The organism is Leucobacter alluvii, assembly GCF_039530485.1.
GTDB classification, from domain to species: domain Bacteria; phylum Actinomycetota; class Actinomycetes; order Actinomycetales; family Microbacteriaceae; genus Leucobacter; species Leucobacter alluvii.
Map to the genome: position 1 here is coordinate 19,842 of NZ_BAAAOP010000010.1, position 16,153 is coordinate 35,994.

The following is a 16,153-nucleotide window of genomic DNA, read 5'->3' on the forward strand; positions in this document are numbered from 1 at the left end:
TCGCCGTCGCACTGGTGGGCCTGCACCTGACGATCCGCCGCATCGCTCCCGATGCCGACCCGCTCATCATGCCGATCGCGGCGATGCTGAACATGGTGGGCATCGCGATGATCTACCGCATCTCGTTCGACGAGGAAGCGGCCGATCCCGTGCGCCAGCTGCTGTGGTCGACCATCGCGGTCATCGCCGCGATCATCGTGCTGTGGGTGATCCGCAACCACATGGTGCTGTTCCGCTACACCTACCTCACGGGCCTCGCGGCCGTCGTGCTCCTGCTCCTGCCGATGCTCCCGGGCATCGGGCAGACCATCAACGGCGCACGGGTCTGGATCAACATCGGAGGGTTCTCCTTCCAACCGGGCGAGATCGCCAAGATCCTGCTCGCCATCTTCTTCGCGGGCTATCTCGTGCGCAGCCGCGACTCGCTCGCGATGGCCGGGAAGAAGATCCTCGGCATCCGCTTCCCGCGCGCCCGCGACCTCGGGCCGCTCATCGTCTTCTGGCTCGCCGCGATGTCCGTGCTGGTCTTCCAGCGGGACCTCGGCACCTCGCTGCTCTACTTCGGCCTGTTCCTCTCGATGCTGTACCTGGCGACGGGCAGGATCGGCTGGATCATTCTCGGGCTCGGCCTCTTCCTGGCCGGAGGGCTCATCGCGAGCCAGACGCTGAGCTACGTCGGCAACCGCTTCGCGAACTGGCTCGACCCGTTCGCCGACCCCAACGGTGCGAGCTACCAGATGGTGCAGGGGCTCTTCGGAATGGCGAACGGCGGCATGACCGGCACCGGACTGGGACAGGGCTACCCGTGGGTGACGCCGCTCTCGTTCAGCGACTACATCATTCCGAGCCTCGGTGAAGAGCTGGGTCTGATCGGAATCTTCGTGATTCTCGCGGCCTACCTGCTGCTGGTCGGCCGCGGGCTCCGGATCGGCTTCGCCGGGCACGACGACTTCGGCAAGCTGCTGGCCGCCGGGCTCGCGTTCACCATCGCGTTCCAGGTCTTCATCGTCGTCGGCGGTGTCACACGCGTGATCCCGCTGACGGGTCTCACGGCGCCGTTCCTCGCGGCCGGCGGCTCGTCGCTGGTCTCCAACTGGATCATCATCGCTCTGCTGATCCTGCTCTCGAACTCGGTACGCAATCGACCGAAGCTGGTGATCCGCGCATGAACAAGCCCCTCAAGATCATTACCCGCGCCGTCTTCGGCATGTTCATCGTGCTCTTCTTCTCGGTCACCATGATCCAGTTCGTGCAGGCCGACGACCTGCGCGCCAACTCGTTGAACTCGCGCGCGCTCATGAACAGCTACAAGGTGGAGCGCGGCGCGATCCTCGTCGATGGCGATCCGGTCGCCTACTCGACGCCGACCGACGACGATTTCCAGTACGTGCGCCAGTACGCGAACGGGCCGATGTACGCGCCGCTCACCGGCTACTTCTCGCGCACCCAGGGCATGACGGGCCTGGAGTCCGCGATGAACCAGGACCTCTCGGGAAGCGGCAACGCGCAGTTCTTCACGCGCATCATGAACACCCTGAACGGCGTCGAGCCGCAGGGCAGCTCGGTGGAGACCACGATCGACCCCGCGGCTCAGGAAGCGGCGTATGCGGCGATGACCGAGAACGGGTTCGAGGGCGCCGTCGTGGCCGTCGAACCGAAGACCGGCAGGATTCTCGCGCTCACCTCGACGCCAGGGTTCGATCCCAACGCGCTGTCGAGCAACAACGACGCCGACATCATCACGAACTACCGCCAGCTCAACGATGACCCCGCGCAGCCGCTCCAGAACCGCGCCATCGCCGGCGACCTCTACCACCCGGGCTCGGTGTACAAGCTGATCTCGGCCGCCGCCGCGATCGAAGCCGGAGAGGCGACGCCATCGACGGAGTTCGACAACCCGGCGCAGTGGACGCTGCCCCAGTCGACCTCCGTGCTGCAGAACGCCTCCCGCAGCACCTGCGGCCCCGGTGAGAAGGCGACGCTCGATCAGGCGATCGTGCTCTCGTGCAACATCCCGATCGCCGAGATGACGACGAAGATGGACGACAACGCCGTGCCGGAGATGGCCGCGAAGTTCGGGTTCGAGCAGGAGATCGCGATTCCGACTCCGGTGACGCCGAGCCAGTCGCCGGTGCCGGAGAGCAAGGCGCAGGTCGCCCTCTCCTCGATCGGTCAGCAGGATGTGCGTGCGACGCCGCTGCAGATCGCGATGGTCTCGGCGGGCATCGCCAACGGCGGAACGGTCATGAAGCCGTACCTCGTCGACAAGGTGATCACGCCCGATCTGAAGGTCGAGAAGGAGTACGCGCCCGAGGAGTTCAGTCAGCCGGTCTCGAAGAAGACGGCGGATGCGGTCGCGGGCATGATGGAGCGCGGTGTGAACACGCCGGAGGGTCTCGCGCAGAACGCGGGCATCGACGGCGTGCGCGTCGCGGGCAAGACCGGTACGGCGGAGAACGGCACGGACGCAGATGGGAATGATCTTCCCTTCACGCTGTGGTTCACTGGTTTCGCACCGGTAGAGGACCCGGAGGTCGCGGTAGCCGTTGTGGTCGCCGACGGCGGCGGCGCGAACTTCGGAAATGAGGGGGGCTCGTTCGATCTCCCCACGGCTGTTGGAAAACGAGTAATGGAAGCGGTGTTGAGCGAATGAGGCCAGCGGCAGGGATCACATTCGGCGGACGCTACGAGCTCAGCTCGAGGATCGCCGTCGGTGGCATGGGTGAAGTGTGGAAGGCGACCGACAGCATTATCGGCCGCACCGTCGCCATCAAGATCCTCAAAGACGAGTACATGGGGGATCCGGGCTTCCTCGAGCGCTTCCGCGCCGAGGCCCGTCACGCCGCTCTCGTGAACCACGAAGGCATCGCCAACGTGTTCGATTACGGCGAGGAGCAGGGCTCCGCGTACATCGTGATGGAGCTCGTCCCGGGCGAGCCGCTCTCTGCGATCATCGATCGCGAGGGGCGCCTCCCCGCCAATCGCGTGCTCGGCATCGTCGCGCAGACCGCGACGTCGTTGCAGGCAGCCCACGACGCCGGCCTGGTGCACCGCGACATCAAGCCGGGCAACCTGCTCATCACGCCTGAGGGGCGCGTGAAGATCACCGATTTCGGGATCGCGCGCATCGCCGACCAGGTACCGCTCACCGCGACCGGTCAGGTCATGGGCACCGTGCAGTACCTCGCGCCGGAGCAGGCCAGCGGGCACACGGCGACCGCGGCGACCGACATCTACTCGCTCGGCGTCGTCGCCTACGAGTGCCTCGCCGGCAAGCGCCCCTTCACCGGGGAATCGCAGGTGGCCATCGCGATGGCGCAGATCAACGACACGCCGCCCGACCTGCCGAACGACATTCCTGAGCCGGTGCGCAACCTCGTGTACGCCTGCCTCGCGAAGGATGCGGCAGGTCGGCCGATGACCGCCGCGAAGCTGGCGCAGGCCGCGACCGCACTGCACCGCGGCGACGTGCAGCTTGCCGCGAGCTACGTTCCGCAGGTGCTCGGCGACAGCCAGCCCGCGACCATGGCGCTGCCGCAGACCGCCTCGAACGATGCTGCGACCACGGCGCTGCCGCGCACCACGGCCATGGCGGGCGCCGTTGCGGGCGCCGATATCGCGGACGACGAGGCCCCGGTCGAGGAAGAACCGAAGAAGAAGAAGCGGAGCCCCTGGACCTGGCCGCTGATCACCCTGCTCGTGCTGCTGCTGCTCATCGGCGGCGGCACGGCGATCGCCCTGTTGAACGGCAACGACGACGCCAACCAGCAGCCGACGACCTCGACGCCGAAGCGCACCACCACTCCCACGAAGACCACGACTCCCCCGGAGCCCACCACGGGCGTCGTGAACGGCGACGAAGTCGTCGGGCGGAACGTCGAGGAGGCCGTCGGGTACCTGCAGGGACTCGGCTTCACCAACGTGACGACCGCCCCCGGCAATCAGGCCCCCGATGATCAGGTCAACCTGGTGACCTCGGTCAACCCGACCGGCAGCAGCGTGCCGCTCGACGAGCCGATCACCCTGACCTACAACGTCGCCTACGGTGAGGCACCCGCCCCGGTCGCACCGACCGGCCCGAGCTCCGTCAAGTCAGGCGCGTCATTCACCGTCTCGCTGCCGACCTACGTCTGCCCCACCGGCATGCAGGTCACGAACTACAACGTCGTTCCCACCGGCGCCTCGCTCGCCAGCCTCTCCGGCACGACCGCGAATCTCGTCGCTGATGAGCTCGAGGAAGGCGCGAGTGACGGCGCCATCACGGTGAACTACACGGTCTCGTGCCAGGGCAACGGCGCGGAGCGGGTTTCGCCGGCATCACCCGCCCTCGCGATCACCCTCGAAGCACCCGAGAAGGCCCCGACCACCGGCTCGAACTCCGGGTCGAACGGTTCGGGCAACCCGAACGGCAACCCGAATTCGGGGTCGAACGGCGACGACGAAGGGTAACAGCTCGGCCACACGGCGAAATCCCGGTTCGCATCGAGATAAACTGAGGACGATAATCCATGACCACGGAAGAGGTGAACATGCCCGAAACGACCGATGTCGGCGAACAGCGAATTCTCGCCGGCCGGTACGCGATCGGGGAGTTCGTCGGCCAGGGTGGCATGGCGACCGTGTATCGGGGCACCGACACGAAGCTGGGCCGTCAAGTCGCCATCAAGGTGATGAAGGCCGACCTCGCGGGAGACGCGCAATTCCGCTCGCGCTTCCGTCAGGAGGCCCAGTCCGCGTCGCGCATGGCCCACCCCACGGTGGTCCGCGTCTTCGACGCCGGTGACGACCTGATTCAGACGGCCGATGGCCCGAAGCGCCTGCCGTTCATCGTCATGGAGTACGTCGAGGGCACCAACCTCCGTCAGCTCGAGGCCAAGGGCCGGCTGTCGCAGTCGGAGGCGTGCCGTGTCGTGGATTCAGTGCTGACGGCGCTCGAGTATTCTCATCGCGCCGGCATCGTGCACCGCGATATCAAGCCCGCGAACATCATGATCACGAAGAGTGGTCAGGTGAAGGTGATGGACTTCGGCATCGCCCGCGCCGTCTCCGACACGTCGTCGACCTTGCAGGAGACGACGGCGATTCTCGGCACCGCAGCGTACTTCTCGCCCGAGCAGGCCAAGGGCGAATCGATCGATGCTCGCACCGATCTCTACTCGACCGCGGTCATGCTCTACGAACTGCTCACGGGCGACGTGCCGTTCCGCGGCGACACCGCAGTCGCGGTCGCGTACCAGCATGTGAGCGAACGCCCCAAGCCGCCGAGCGATCGCGAACCAGAGGTGACGCCCGAACTCGACCGCGTCGTGCTCTACGGTCTCGCGAAGGATCGCGCCAAGCGCTTCCAGTCGGCGTCCGAGTTCCGTGAGGCTCTTCGTGAAGCGGCTGAAGGGCGCATGCCGAAGCTCGCCGTGCAGCAGCAGGACACGGTGCTGTTCTCCGGCGGCGAGGAGGTATCCGAGTCGGATCTCGCGCTCCGCCAGCTCTCCGAGGGGGGCGGCGCGACGCGCACGCAGAGCCGCCCGCCGGTCATGTGGACCTGGGCCGCGATTCTCACCATCGGCGCTGTGATCGTCGCCGTCGTCTTCTGGCTGGTCACCCTGGCGCCGCAGGAATTCCTCCCGGATTCGTCGCGCGAGGTGCCCGATCTCATCGACATGCCGCGCGGCGAAGCGCTCGACCGACTGCGCGATCTCGAGCTCACGACCATCAGCGTGGAGCAGACGAGCGAGACGATCGCCAACGACCACATCATCTCCACCGAGCCGGAGGCCGGCTCAGTGCTGACCTCCGGCGACAGCATCACGATCTACATCTCTACCGGGCCGGAGACCGCGAAGGTTCCGTCGGTCGGCCGCATGTCCGAAGACGACTATCGGCAGAAGCTGGAAGATCTCGGCCTCACCGTCGGCATCGTGTCGAAGCAAGACGACCCCACCGAGGCTGCGGGTCGCGTACTCAGCGTGACGCCCGAGCCGGGTACGGAGCTGGAGTCGGGCTCCGGCGTCGAGATGGTGGTGTCGAGCGGCAACGTGCAGGTGCCGGAGGTCGTGGCGCAGCCGATGCAGGTCGCGAAGTCGATGGTGGAGAGCCTCGGTCTGAACGTGACCTACACGCCCGACCCGTCGTGCCCCACCGTCGAGGGGTATCCGATCATCGAGCAGTCGATCGTCGGGTCCCAGGCGCAGCGTTCCGCTCTCACCCTGAAGTACTGCGCAGGCTGACCTGCGGGTGAACGTGGCGGTCGTCCGCCGCAGTCCCCGCAGTTCCCCGCGCACGCGGTGGCCGCGGAGTCAGTCGATCAGCAGCGGCGACAGGGTGCGCGCAACTTCCGCCGCGTTCGGGACGCCGACGACTGCGAGCCAGTTGCCCAGCTGCTGGTACCCGCCCTCGGTGAGTACCGATTCCGGATGGTACTGCACGCCGTAGATCGGGAGCTCGCGGTGACGCACCGCCATGACGATCCCGCTCGCAGTCTCCGCGGTGATCACCAGACTGTCGGGCACCGTGTCGCGCACCACCGCGAGCGAGTGGTACCGCGTCGCATCGAACTCACGAGCCACACCGTCGAAGAACGGATCGTCAGTGTGGATGACGCGCGAGACCTTGCCGTGCATCAGCTCTTCCGCGTGAGTGACGGTGGCTCCGAGCGCTTCAGCGATGGCCTGGTGGCCCAAGCACACACCGAGCAGCGGCACGCCGGTGCGGAGCGCAACGTCGACCATGGCGATGGAGACACCGGCGTCCGTCGGCGTCCCCGGGCCCGGGGAGATCAGCACACCGTCGTACTCGGAGACGAGGGCTTCAAGGCCTCCGCGGGTGACCTCGTCGTTGCGCAGCACATGCGTCTCAGCGCCGAGTTGCTGCAGGTACCCGTTCAGCGTGTAGACGAAACTGTCGTAGTTGTCGATGACCAGGATCTTGCTCACGTGTTGACCGTCACTTCCTCGCCAGGCATCTGCGTGGCGACCCAGGGGTAGACGTACGCGATGAGCGCGTACACGATGGCCGCCGCAACGAGCAGCAGCACGATGACCCGGAGCCATGCCGGGCCGGGGAAGAAACGCCAGAGCATCGAGAACACTATTCCTGATCCCCTCTGAGGGCCTGGGTTGCACCCATCGTCGGATTGAGTTCCAGAAGCTCCTGCGGCGGGCCGTCGGAGCGAGGCTGGAATCCTTCGTACACGGAGTAGGCGATCGCGCGCTCGTCGCTCCCGGCCATCTTCGGGTGACACGTGGTCAGCGTCAGAATCTGATCGTCGCCAGGGGTTCCCTCGAGACGGGGGAACGGGTTCAGTACGTCGGTCTCATCCGGCAGCACGTACTCGATCGACCGGAACCGGTAGGTGTACCAACCGTCCGCGGTCTCCACGAACAGCGGATCGCCGACGCGCAGATTCATCACCTCGCGGAACGAGTTGATGAGCGGCCCGGAACGGTGGCCCGCGAGCGCGACATTGCCCGGTTCGCCCGGCATCTGCGTCATCTCGTAATGGCCGATGCCCTTGTCGTCCAAATTCAGGACGGTTTCCCACTTCGTCGTCTCAGCGACGCGGTTCGCATAAGTCGTACCGAATGCCGGCACCCGCAATACCGCGAATACTTCGGCATCCGCGGGGCGAGCCGTGACCGGAACGACTCCGTCGAACGGTGCCGACGCTGCTTCGCTGTCCCATTGGGCAGAGTCTTCAGCCGAAAGATCAGTCTGCTTGGCTGTGACACCGACGCCGGTGTGCCAGGGCTGCCAGACGATGTAGCCCATGACGGCGAGACCCCCGACCAGCAGCAATTCGCCGATCACGGTCAACGGGCTCAACCTGGCGCGACGGCGCCGGCGGCCTCTCTCGACTGTCTCGCTCACCCCCACATTCTAAAGCCCGCTCACTGGGCGTGAGCCAGGTTCCGGGTAGACTGTCACCCATGGCAGCACCTGGAAAGAATGTTAGTAAGCGAAACTCGGCCGAGGTTGCGCAGAATCGTGCAGACCTTGCGGCCGCACGGAAAGATGCTCCGAATCCCGTCTGGTTCAAGCCGGTCATGTTCGGCTTCATGCTGCTCGGTCTCGTGTGGATCGTGCTCTACTACATCACCAGCGCCGGGCTCCAGCTCCCCGTCCCCGCGTTCGGACAGGCCAACATCTTCATCGGCTTCGGCCTCGTGCTCGTGGGCTTCCTCATGACGCCATGGTGGAAGTAACGTCGTCATTTTCCGAATCACACGGGTGTAATTCCTCCCCAGGTGGGGATGAACCTGTGGATAACTGACTGAGGCCCGGCAGATGCCGGGCCTCAGTCAGTTCTGGGGGCGTCTCAGGCGACGAGGTTCGCAGCTGGGGCGACGACGAAGTACGCTCCCGAGGCGAGCACGAGCACGGCGCCGAGCGCGACGAGGCCGGCGACGCGCTGCTTTCTGCGCCGCACACCGCGTGTGGCGAGGATCACCCACATCGCAGCGGCACCCACGACCATGCCGCCGAGATGGGCCTGCCATGAGATCTGCGCGCCCGGGATCAATCCGAAGGCGAAGTTGATCGCGATGAGCACCGCGAGCGACGTCACATTGACGCGGGCTGCGCGCATCGTGACCAACGTGGCGGCGAGAACTCCGAAGATGGCGCCCGATGCGCCCACCGTCGGATACACGAGAGACTGCGGGTCGAAGTACGCCCACATCATCACGCCGAGCGATCCGCCGATGCCCGCGAACACGTACAGCACGGCGAACGCCCCTCGCCCGATGGCCTGTTCGAGATTGCGCCCGAACAACCAGAGTGCGTAGAGGTTGAACAGGATGTGGAAGATGAAGCCCGTCGAATGCGTGAACATCACGGTCAGCATGCGCCAGGGCTCGAACACGCCCGGCATCGAATACAGCGGCGCGTACCAGAGCGCCGCGGTGACCTCGTTCCCGCCGAAGGTCGCGCTCAACCACTGCGCGACGAAGACCACTGCGCAGAGCAGCATGATCCCGTACGTCACCGGGGCATCCATCGCCGCGATTCTGCGGCCGGCCACCCTGGTTGATCGAGCTGCGCGTTTCGTCGCGGGCGCGCGCATCTCCTTCGTGCACTCCGGGCAGAGCACGCCGACCGCAGAGGTGACCTGGCAGTCTCCGCAGATCGTTCGACCGCACCGCTGGCAGAGCGCGAAGCTCCGCACGCCCGGATGCCGGTAGCAGACGTCGTCGGGGCCGGGCTCGACCCGTTCGCCGAACGCCGGCCCCGACCCGTTCGTCACCTGAACTCTTCCTTATGCCGCGGCGATATCGACGCCGGAGATCACGACGTCGTCGACCGGACGGTCCTGAGCGCCGGTCTGCACGCTCGAGATCGCATCGACGACGGCCTTCGACGCATCGTCGGCGACGACGCCGAAGATGGTGTGCTTGCCGTTGAGCCAATCAGGAGCCGTGGTCGTGATGAAGAACTGCGAGCCGTTGGTGCCCGCGAGGCGACCGGTCATGTCGGGACGCTTTCCCGCGTTCGCCATGGCGAGCTGGTACGGCTCGGTGAAGCCCAGCTCGGGGTGGATCTCATCGTCGAAGGTGTAGCCGGGGCCGCCGGTGCCGGTGCCGGTGGGGTCGCCGCCCTGGATCATGAAGTTCGGGATGATGCGGTGGAAGATCACGCCGTCGTAGAACCCCTTCTCGGCGAGATCGACGAAGTTCTTCACGGTTTTCGGAGCGTGATCTCCGAACAGGTTGACCACGATGTCGCCGTGGTTCGTGTGGATGGTGGCTACAGAGGAGTGAATCGTCATGCGACCAGTGTAGGCCGGGGGGCGTGTGAAGAAAGTGTTGTCAAGGCCCTTCGGAGCCTGGGAAACCCTGACAACGCGCGGTTTCCGGGGATCCGGCCGCCGCCGCCGGGCGGGTTCGGTGTAGCGTGGAGGCTACGGGTGATATGGCCAAAGGATTGCCTCGTCGAGCAAGGAGGATACGAATGAATCTCTCACGTAAGCGCCGCCGCGAACTCCGGAAGCTGCGGAAGAACGCCCAGGAGCTGCTCGATCAGCAGCGGGTCGTACTGGGACACGCCGGGGAGGTGCTCGGTCAGGCCGGTGGACAGGCTCGTCGACTGAGCGATGAGCACCTGATGCCGCGCGTGGACGGCGCCATCGAGGCAGTCCGTCCGACCGTCGATCGCGGGGTCGCATCGGCGCGGCGGGCAGCGGACACCGTGCGTCGGGCCACGACGCCGTTCGTCGCGAGCGCCCTTGCGCGCACCATTCAAGCGCTCGACGAGATCGACAACCCGAAGGCGGCGAAGAAGGTTCGCGGATTCGGCGAGCGCTCGGGGTATCTCAAGCCGAAGAAGAGCGCTGGCGGCGTGATCGCGCTGGGTCTCGGCGTGGTCGCCGCGGCGGGCGTGGGGTACGCGCTCTGGCAGGCATTCCGCACGGACGATGAGCTCTGGGTCGCACCCGAGAACTGATTCCGATGCGGTGGATGGCGTCCTGGCACACGAGCCCGGGCGCCATTCGTTGTTTCACCGGAGAACGTCGGCTGATTCTCACGCCGGCATGCGCCAGCATCAGGGACGCCGGAACTCGGCAGCGTCAGGAGAGAATCGCTCGGTCGCCAGCGCTTACTTCCGCGGTTTGGCTGCTCGATTCTGGCGGTTCGCGCCCTTTCCGGGCTTTCCCGATGGCCGCCGGTTGAGGCCGGCCATCCGCAGCCCGGTCTGCACCAGGGAGAGCGTGCGCAGCGATTTGAGATCGCGAAGAGCGACCCAGCGCGCCTCGTCCGAAGATCCGTCCACCTCGTTCCGCAATGGCCCATCCACGACGGTGGCGCGGTAGACGATGCGAATGGTGTGCAGCTCCGGGTTGTCCCCGGCGGGCACTTCCTCCCGAATCATCACGCGCGAGTCGACGCCGAGCAGTTTGCCGACGCGCGCCTCGAGCCCGGTCTCCTCGGCGACCTCGCGCACGACGGTGTCCCGTGGATCCTCGCCGTTCTCGATGCCGCCGCCTGGCAGCGTCCACCCGTGCAAGTGACCCCGTCGCCAGTGTGTGAGCAGGATCTTGCCACGCCGCTCAACCACCGCGTAGGCGGCCACCCGAAGATCCATGATCCGAGCCTAGTCGGTCGGGCGCCGCGACCGCTGACCGCGCGCCGCAGCCCAGCCGACGAGCCAGCGGTCGAGCCGGTGATAGGCCTCCGCGCGCACGGAGTCTCGGGAGAGGAAGACGTCGTGCAGGGCGCCGTCGAGCCGTTCGATGGTGAGCGATGCGCCCAGTCGCAGGGATGCCTTGGCGATCTCATCGACCTCGAGCACGGTGTCGGCGCTCGTGAGACTCGGGTCCCACTTCAACGGCAAGGCCGACCGCGCCGACAGCAGCATCATCATCGGGGCTTCGATGCCGAGGCCTCGGCTCACGCGCGCATGGCCGGCCAGGATCGCGCGCAACCAGACCGTCAGCACCGCATGGCTCCGCGTCGGTCGCCACCGCTCGTCGATCAAGTCCAGCTCATCGGCGGGGCCCACCTCGCGCTGCGCGCGCGTGTACAGCCCGGCGTCGAACTGGGGCGCCGAGTCGCGAAGGTTGAATCGGGCCCCCAGATCGAGCAGTGGTGCCAGCATCTGTCGCCCGGCTCCGGTCAACTGGAACTCGAGCCACGGGCTGTTGAGCACGAGGCCGTCAGCGCGCCCCGTGTGCCGCGACGCCCAGAGGCTCAACACCAGCCCGCCGGTGGAATGGCCGAAGAGCATCAGCTTGCGCTCCGAGCCCGAGCGATGCTGCGTCTCGCCGGACCCGCGCTCGGGATGCCCCAGCGCATCGAGAGCCATGCCGATCTCGAGGTCGTACTCGTCGAGGTTCTCGATGTAGCCCGGCGTCTGTCCATCTCGCAGACTCCGACCGTACTTGCGCAGATCGAGCGCGTAGAACCGGGCGCCCCGGTCCGTCCAGAAACGGGCCATCGTACGTTGGAAGAAGTAGTCGGACCACCCGTGCACGTAGAGCACGTCGACGTCCTCCAGCACCCGAGTGCGATGCAGCACGCGATCGAGCAGTGACCGGTCGTCTGGCAGGCACCTGACGAGGGTCGCGACCAGCGGCCCCTCGTCATCCGCTCCGAGATCGAGTTCGGCCGCCTCGAAGCCAGGGCCGAGTATGTCGGGCCTCCAGCTCAGCGGCTCGCGGGTCTCGACCACCGTCGGTTGAGGTGCTTCAGCCGGGAGCGTGGTCGCCGAGCGATCCGTGTGCGGCCCGGCGGGTGCCGGATCGCGGGCCGCTGCGCTCGGCCTCGCCGATCGGCCGTGTCGCGCAGAAACCCCGCCGTGGTCCATGCGCCCAGTGTACGGGTCGCATGGGCCGCGGCGGGGCGGAAGGTCGTCACCGTGCCCACCCTGACGTCGCGGTGTGCACGGGCTCGCCTCACTGCAGCGTCACCTTCGCAGCTTCGGCGCGAACCGTGATCACGTGCGCCGCGTCTGCGGCTGCCGAATCGTCGCTCTTCGACAGGCGATCGTCGAGTTCACCGAGTTCGGTCTTCGCGTCGACGCGGTAGTCCGCTTCCGGCAGGTCGAGGGCGGCGCTGCCGGCACTCGCATCGACGGACACGCGATCCGGAGCCTCGCCCGTCAGCGACAGGCGCGCCGAGCCGGCTTCGACACCGACCTCTGCTGTGACGACATCCGCGAAGTCCAGCTCGGCCTTCCCGGCCTCGACGTCGACCGCGAGGCGCTGCGCGCTGCCTTCCAGACGGAGTTCGCCCGCCTCGAGTCCGAGGTCGAGCGAGCGGAAGGATCCGGCTCCGCGCACCGCTCCCCCTTCGACGCTGATCTCCGCATCGAGCCTGCCACTCTCGCTCATCGATTCGGGAAGGGTCAGTGTGGCCGTCGCGTTGCCGAGTCCGCCCGCCCCGCAGTTGAAGAGGCACCCTGCAGTCAACGCCCTGGCCGGGGTCTCGACGCTCAACTCCCCCTCCTCGACGCTCACCACCCATTGCTCGGCCCGGTCGCCACTCGTGACGAGTTCGGCCTCGGTGACGTCGCCGAATGCGAGTTCGAAGCCGGCTGCCGCGATATCCAGGTCGAGCGACTGCACGTCGTCGACGTTCGCGAAATACGTCTGCGTTCCGGAGCCGTCGCCCACGGCGGGCACTGCAGCATCGTCTGCATCGTCGAATCCGTACTCGGCGTTCGCGTCGCCGACGATCGCCTCGATGCCGTCGAAGCGCTGCGGCGCGATGGCGGCGTAGGCCGCCGAGACACCGACCGCCAGGAGCGCCACGCCGCCGACAGCCGCGGTGACCACGAGGATGGCGCGGGACGTTGGGGACTGCTTGCCCGAAGCCCCGGTGGGGCTCGGTGCGGAGGGCTGCTGCCCGTGATGCTGTGCGGAGGGCCCCTCCGGCTGCGACGGGTGCTGGTGCGGGTCTGTGGGGGTGTTCATGCTAAAGCTCCGGTCTGTGGGTACTGGGAAGGTCGATCGGCGTCGGATGCCACGGTTGAGGAGGATCCGATGCTCTCGAAGTGGGCGATGGCGGCGAGCACCCGACGATTGCCTCCGCCGTCTGGCTCGAGCTGCAACTTCTGGAAGATCGCCGTGATGTGCTTCTCGACGCTCGCCTCGGAGAGGAAGAGCAGAGCGGCGATCGCCTGGTTCGATCGGCCCTCGGCGAGTGCCGCGAGCACCGTGCGCTCCCGCTCGGTGAGCGCTCGCATCCGGTCGTCTCGAGACCTGCGCGTCAGGAGCTGAGCCACGACCTCGGGGTCGAGCACTGTGGCTCCTCCTGCGATGCGTCGCACCGACTCGATGAACTCGCCCACGTCGGCCACACGGTCCTTCAGCAGGTATCCGAAGGCTCCGCCCTGCGCCGCGATCAGTTCGCTCGCGTAACGCTCTTCCACGTACTGGGAGAGCACCAGCACCGGGAGCCCGGGGCGGAGGCGACGCAGCTCCAGCGCGGCGAGGATGCCCTCGTCGGTGAACGTCGGCGGGAGGCGCACATCCAGAATGCACAACTCGGGATCATTGGCCTCCACCGCTTCGAGGAGACCACTGGCTTCGGGCAGCGCCGCCACGACGGTGTGCCCGCCGTGTTCGAGCAGACGAACCAGGCCCTCCCGCAGCAGCACGGAGTCCTCGCAGATCAGGATGCGCATGGGACGCTCACCTCCAGGGTCGTCGGGCCGCCGTTCGGGCTGTCGAGCCGGGTCGTGCCGCCCGCGGCGAGCACCCGGTTCATGATCCCGTCGAGGCCGCCTCCGGGCGTGACCCGGGCTCCCCCGATGCCGTTGTCCTCCACTCGAGCCCACAGCTGGGGCGCCTGCGTCGGGCCGTCCTCGCGCATGCGCACCACCACGCGGGCTTCGCTGGCGCGGGAGTGCTTCGCCGCGTTCGTCAGCGACTCAGCGATGGCGAAGTACACAGCGGCTTCCGCGTCGCGGCTGCAGCGGTCGGTCAACCGCACGTCGAGGTGCACGGGGATGTGGGAGCGTGCAGCGAGCGCCGAGAGCGCCGCGTCCAGCCCGCGGTCGTCGAGCACCGAGGCGTAGATGCCCCGGGCGAGCTGCCGCAATTCCGTGATCGCCGCCTTCGTCGAGGTGTGCGCCTCGGCGACGAGCAGCTTCGCCGCCTGCGGATCGGTATCGATCTTCTCCTGAGCGAGTCCGAGGGTCATGCCCACCGAGACGAGCCGGGGCTGCACCCCGTCGTGCAGATCGCGTTCGATACGGGTGCGCTCGACGTCCGCTGCGCGCACCGCGCCCTCGCGCTGACGCGCCGACAGGCGTGCGGTCTCCGTGAGCTCGGCCTCGGTCGCGGTCGATCCGATGATCGCGACGGAGATGAGCCGGTGCAGCAGTGCGAGACCGACGATGCCTGCTGCGCAGAGGAGCATGCCGATGATGCCCGGCTGCCACCAGACGTTGAACGTGCGGAAGACCGAGACGAACGCCTGCACGAAGCCCTGGACGAGGCCCAGCATCGCGGCGCCGAGAGCGCTCGCGATGGCGAAGTTCGCGACCGCGCGCCACATGCGCCCGTCCACCGCCTGCCGCACCATCGAGGTGAACCAGCCCTTGAAACCTGGCGCACGACGCTGCTGCCACTGCGGAGCCGAGACGTGCAGTCCGTAGAGCCCGCCGACCCGGAAGGTCTCGAACCAGGCGATGCCGTACAGCGCATAGACCAGCGCTGCGAGCAGCACGAGACCGACTCCGATGACGAGCATTCCGATGCCGGTGCCCATGAGCGCGAGCAGCACGGCGGTGATCGTGAACCCCACGACGCCGAGTGCTGCGAGATGCAGCAGCGTCAGCAGGAGGTTGAGCGGCGGCTTGGGGATGGAGGACGTCTTCACCTCGGGCGGTGCCGACCGCTTCGACTTCTGGCCTGGAGCAGTACTCGGCGCCGCCGCCGGGATGCCCGGCGCTCCCGGCGCTGGCGCGGTCGCACCCGGGCCGGGCGCCGATCCCTGCGGGCCTCCGGGGACGGCGCCGGCGTCAGCGCTGGAGAGCGGAGGCAGCGGTGTCGTGGCTGCCTCTGAGTCTTGAGGAGTGATCATGTCTCTACGGTAGGTGCTCCCCCGGGTCGTCGGTGAGCGTGGGACCCGGAGAACGCGGTTCGGGTTTTCCCTACTTCGCAGCGGCGGCGTAGCCCTCGGGGCTTCGCACCCCGCATGAATTTGCCGCCAGTTCGAGCAGTGCTGCGATGTCGCCTCCACATGCCCCTGGCGACGTTCCACGTGAAACGAAAAAGCCCCCGTCGTGAACCGACAGGGGCTTGATGGTGGATCCTGGGAGAATCGAACTCCCGACATCCTGCTTGCAAAGCAGGCACTCTACCAACTGAGTTAAGGACCCGAGGGAGGTGGAGAACCTCCGCTCACCGTTCCCGTACGAAACCGGAACAACTCGCTCTACTTTACAGACATCTGCACTGAAGTGCAAAACGAGCCGAGCCGCGTACCAGCGGGTTCGTTGGCGGCATCATGAGTTCGGGGACGAACAACGGCCACGGGAATGATCCCGTAAACCACGAAAGTCCCGCTGAATTCAGCGGGACTTTCGTGTGGTTGTGGTGGGGCTACCAGGACTTGAACCTGGGACCTCTTCATTATCAGTGAAGCGCTCTAACCACCTGAGCTATAGCCCCTCGACCAAGCAATGACTCTACCCGAAGCCGAGACAAATCCGAAAT

The 16,153-nt window shown here is 66.9% G+C and carries 16 protein-coding genes and 2 tRNA genes; 6 read left to right on the forward strand and 12 right to left on the reverse strand.

The window, feature by feature from the left end; all coding sequences use genetic code 11:
* The 4 genes from ABFX18_RS10925 to pknB form a co-directional block, all read left to right on the forward strand.
* Positions 1 to 1,169, forward strand: a 1,169-nt coding sequence (locus tag ABFX18_RS10925; RefSeq protein ID WP_346058337.1) for an FtsW/RodA/SpoVE family cell cycle protein, incomplete at its 5' end; no start/stop codon positions are given.
* A complete protein-coding gene (locus ABFX18_RS10930) occupies positions 1,166 to 2,653 on the forward strand; it encodes a penicillin-binding transpeptidase domain-containing protein (RefSeq protein ID WP_090145753.1) in 1,488 nt (495 codons plus the stop codon). The genes ABFX18_RS10925 and ABFX18_RS10930, both read left to right, overlap by 4 nt.
* Complete coding sequence (locus ABFX18_RS10935; protein ID WP_346058338.1) at positions 2,650 to 4,449, forward strand: serine/threonine-protein kinase; 1,800 nt, start codon at positions 2,650 to 2,652, stop codon at positions 4,447 to 4,449. Before ABFX18_RS10930 ends, ABFX18_RS10935 begins: the two co-directional genes overlap by 4 nt.
* Positions 4,450 to 4,508: 59 nt before the next feature.
* On the forward strand, positions 4,509 to 6,224 hold the full coding sequence (gene pknB, locus ABFX18_RS10940) for a Stk1 family PASTA domain-containing Ser/Thr kinase (RefSeq protein ID WP_090145756.1): 1,716 nt from the start codon (positions 4,509 to 4,511) through the stop codon (positions 6,222 to 6,224).
* 69 nt (positions 6,225 to 6,293) lie between these two features.
* Here pknB and ABFX18_RS10945 read toward each other — a convergent pair whose 3' ends face one another.
* Genes ABFX18_RS10945 through ABFX18_RS10955 form a run of 3 tightly spaced genes read right to left on the reverse strand, consistent with a single transcriptional unit; the run spans position 6,294 to position 7,863 of the window.
* Positions 6,294 to 6,929, reverse strand: coding sequence for a glutamine amidotransferase-related protein (locus ABFX18_RS10945; RefSeq protein ID WP_090145758.1), 636 nt, complete (start codon positions 6,927 to 6,929; stop codon positions 6,294 to 6,296).
* Positions 6,926 to 7,075 carry a hypothetical protein gene (locus ABFX18_RS10950; RefSeq protein ID WP_200331145.1) on the reverse strand — a complete coding sequence of 50 codons (150 nt, stop codon included), beginning with the start codon at positions 7,073 to 7,075 and terminating at the stop codon, positions 6,926 to 6,928. The genes ABFX18_RS10945 and ABFX18_RS10950 overlap by 4 nt, the downstream gene beginning before the upstream one ends.
* Positions 7,076 to 7,083: 8 nt before the next feature.
* Positions 7,084 to 7,863 (reverse strand): class E sortase, encoded by a 780-nt coding sequence (locus ABFX18_RS10955; RefSeq protein ID WP_336662227.1) that lies wholly within the window; start codon positions 7,861 to 7,863, stop codon positions 7,084 to 7,086.
* A gap of 59 nt (positions 7,864 to 7,922) precedes the next feature.
* Between ABFX18_RS10955 and ABFX18_RS10960 the strand changes: the two genes are divergently transcribed.
* Positions 7,923 to 8,198, forward strand: coding sequence for a cell division protein CrgA (locus tag ABFX18_RS10960; RefSeq protein ID WP_090145760.1), 276 nt, complete (start codon positions 7,923 to 7,925; stop codon positions 8,196 to 8,198).
* 113 nt (positions 8,199 to 8,311) lie between these two features.
* Here the strand turns inward: ABFX18_RS10960 and ABFX18_RS10965 are convergent, their stop codons facing one another.
* Positions 8,312 to 9,238 (reverse strand): rhomboid family intramembrane serine protease, encoded by a 927-nt coding sequence (locus tag ABFX18_RS10965; RefSeq protein ID WP_336662228.1) that lies wholly within the window; start codon positions 9,236 to 9,238, stop codon positions 8,312 to 8,314.
* A gap of 12 nt (positions 9,239 to 9,250) precedes the next feature.
* Positions 9,251 to 9,760 (reverse strand): peptidylprolyl isomerase, encoded by a 510-nt coding sequence (locus ABFX18_RS10970; RefSeq protein WP_090145765.1) that lies wholly within the window; start codon positions 9,758 to 9,760, stop codon positions 9,251 to 9,253.
* Positions 9,761 to 9,942: 182 nt separating this feature from the next.
* On the opposite strand from ABFX18_RS10970, the gene ABFX18_RS10975 reads away from it, so the two are divergent.
* A complete protein-coding gene (locus ABFX18_RS10975) occupies positions 9,943 to 10,434 on the forward strand; it encodes a DNA/RNA helicase (RefSeq protein WP_090145767.1) in 492 nt (163 codons plus the stop codon).
* 153 nt (positions 10,435 to 10,587) lie between these two features.
* Here the strand turns inward: ABFX18_RS10975 and ABFX18_RS10980 are convergent, their stop codons facing one another.
* The 7 genes from ABFX18_RS10980 to ABFX18_RS11010 all read right to left on the reverse strand — a co-directional run bounded on the left by ABFX18_RS10980 (position 10,588) and on the right by ABFX18_RS11010 (position 16,108).
* The gene (locus tag ABFX18_RS10980) at positions 10,588 to 11,073 is read right to left on the reverse strand and encodes an NUDIX hydrolase (RefSeq protein WP_090145770.1); all 486 of its coding nucleotides are present in this window, start codon (positions 11,071 to 11,073) and stop codon (positions 10,588 to 10,590) included.
* Positions 11,074 to 11,082: 9 nt separating this feature from the next.
* Positions 11,083 to 12,294, reverse strand: coding sequence for an alpha/beta hydrolase (locus ABFX18_RS10985; protein ID WP_346058339.1), 1,212 nt, complete (start codon positions 12,292 to 12,294; stop codon positions 11,083 to 11,085).
* A gap of 88 nt (positions 12,295 to 12,382) precedes the next feature.
* A complete protein-coding gene (locus ABFX18_RS10990) occupies positions 12,383 to 13,402 on the reverse strand; it encodes a hypothetical protein (protein ID WP_346058340.1) in 1,020 nt (339 codons plus the stop codon).
* Complete coding sequence (locus ABFX18_RS10995; RefSeq protein WP_346058341.1) at positions 13,399 to 14,115, reverse strand: response regulator transcription factor; 717 nt, start codon at positions 14,113 to 14,115, stop codon at positions 13,399 to 13,401. The genes ABFX18_RS10990 and ABFX18_RS10995 overlap by 4 nt, the downstream gene beginning before the upstream one ends.
* Positions 14,103 to 15,518 (reverse strand): sensor histidine kinase, encoded by a 1,416-nt coding sequence (locus ABFX18_RS11000; protein ID WP_346058342.1) that lies wholly within the window; start codon positions 15,516 to 15,518, stop codon positions 14,103 to 14,105. The genes ABFX18_RS10995 and ABFX18_RS11000 overlap by 13 nt, the downstream gene beginning before the upstream one ends.
* 222 nt (positions 15,519 to 15,740) lie before the next feature.
* A tRNA-Ala gene (locus ABFX18_RS11005) sits at positions 15,741 to 15,816 on the reverse strand.
* A 215-nt stretch (positions 15,817 to 16,031) separates the two neighbouring features.
* Positions 16,032 to 16,108, reverse strand: a tRNA-Ile gene (locus ABFX18_RS11010).
* Positions 16,109 to 16,153: the final 45 nt, after the last annotated feature.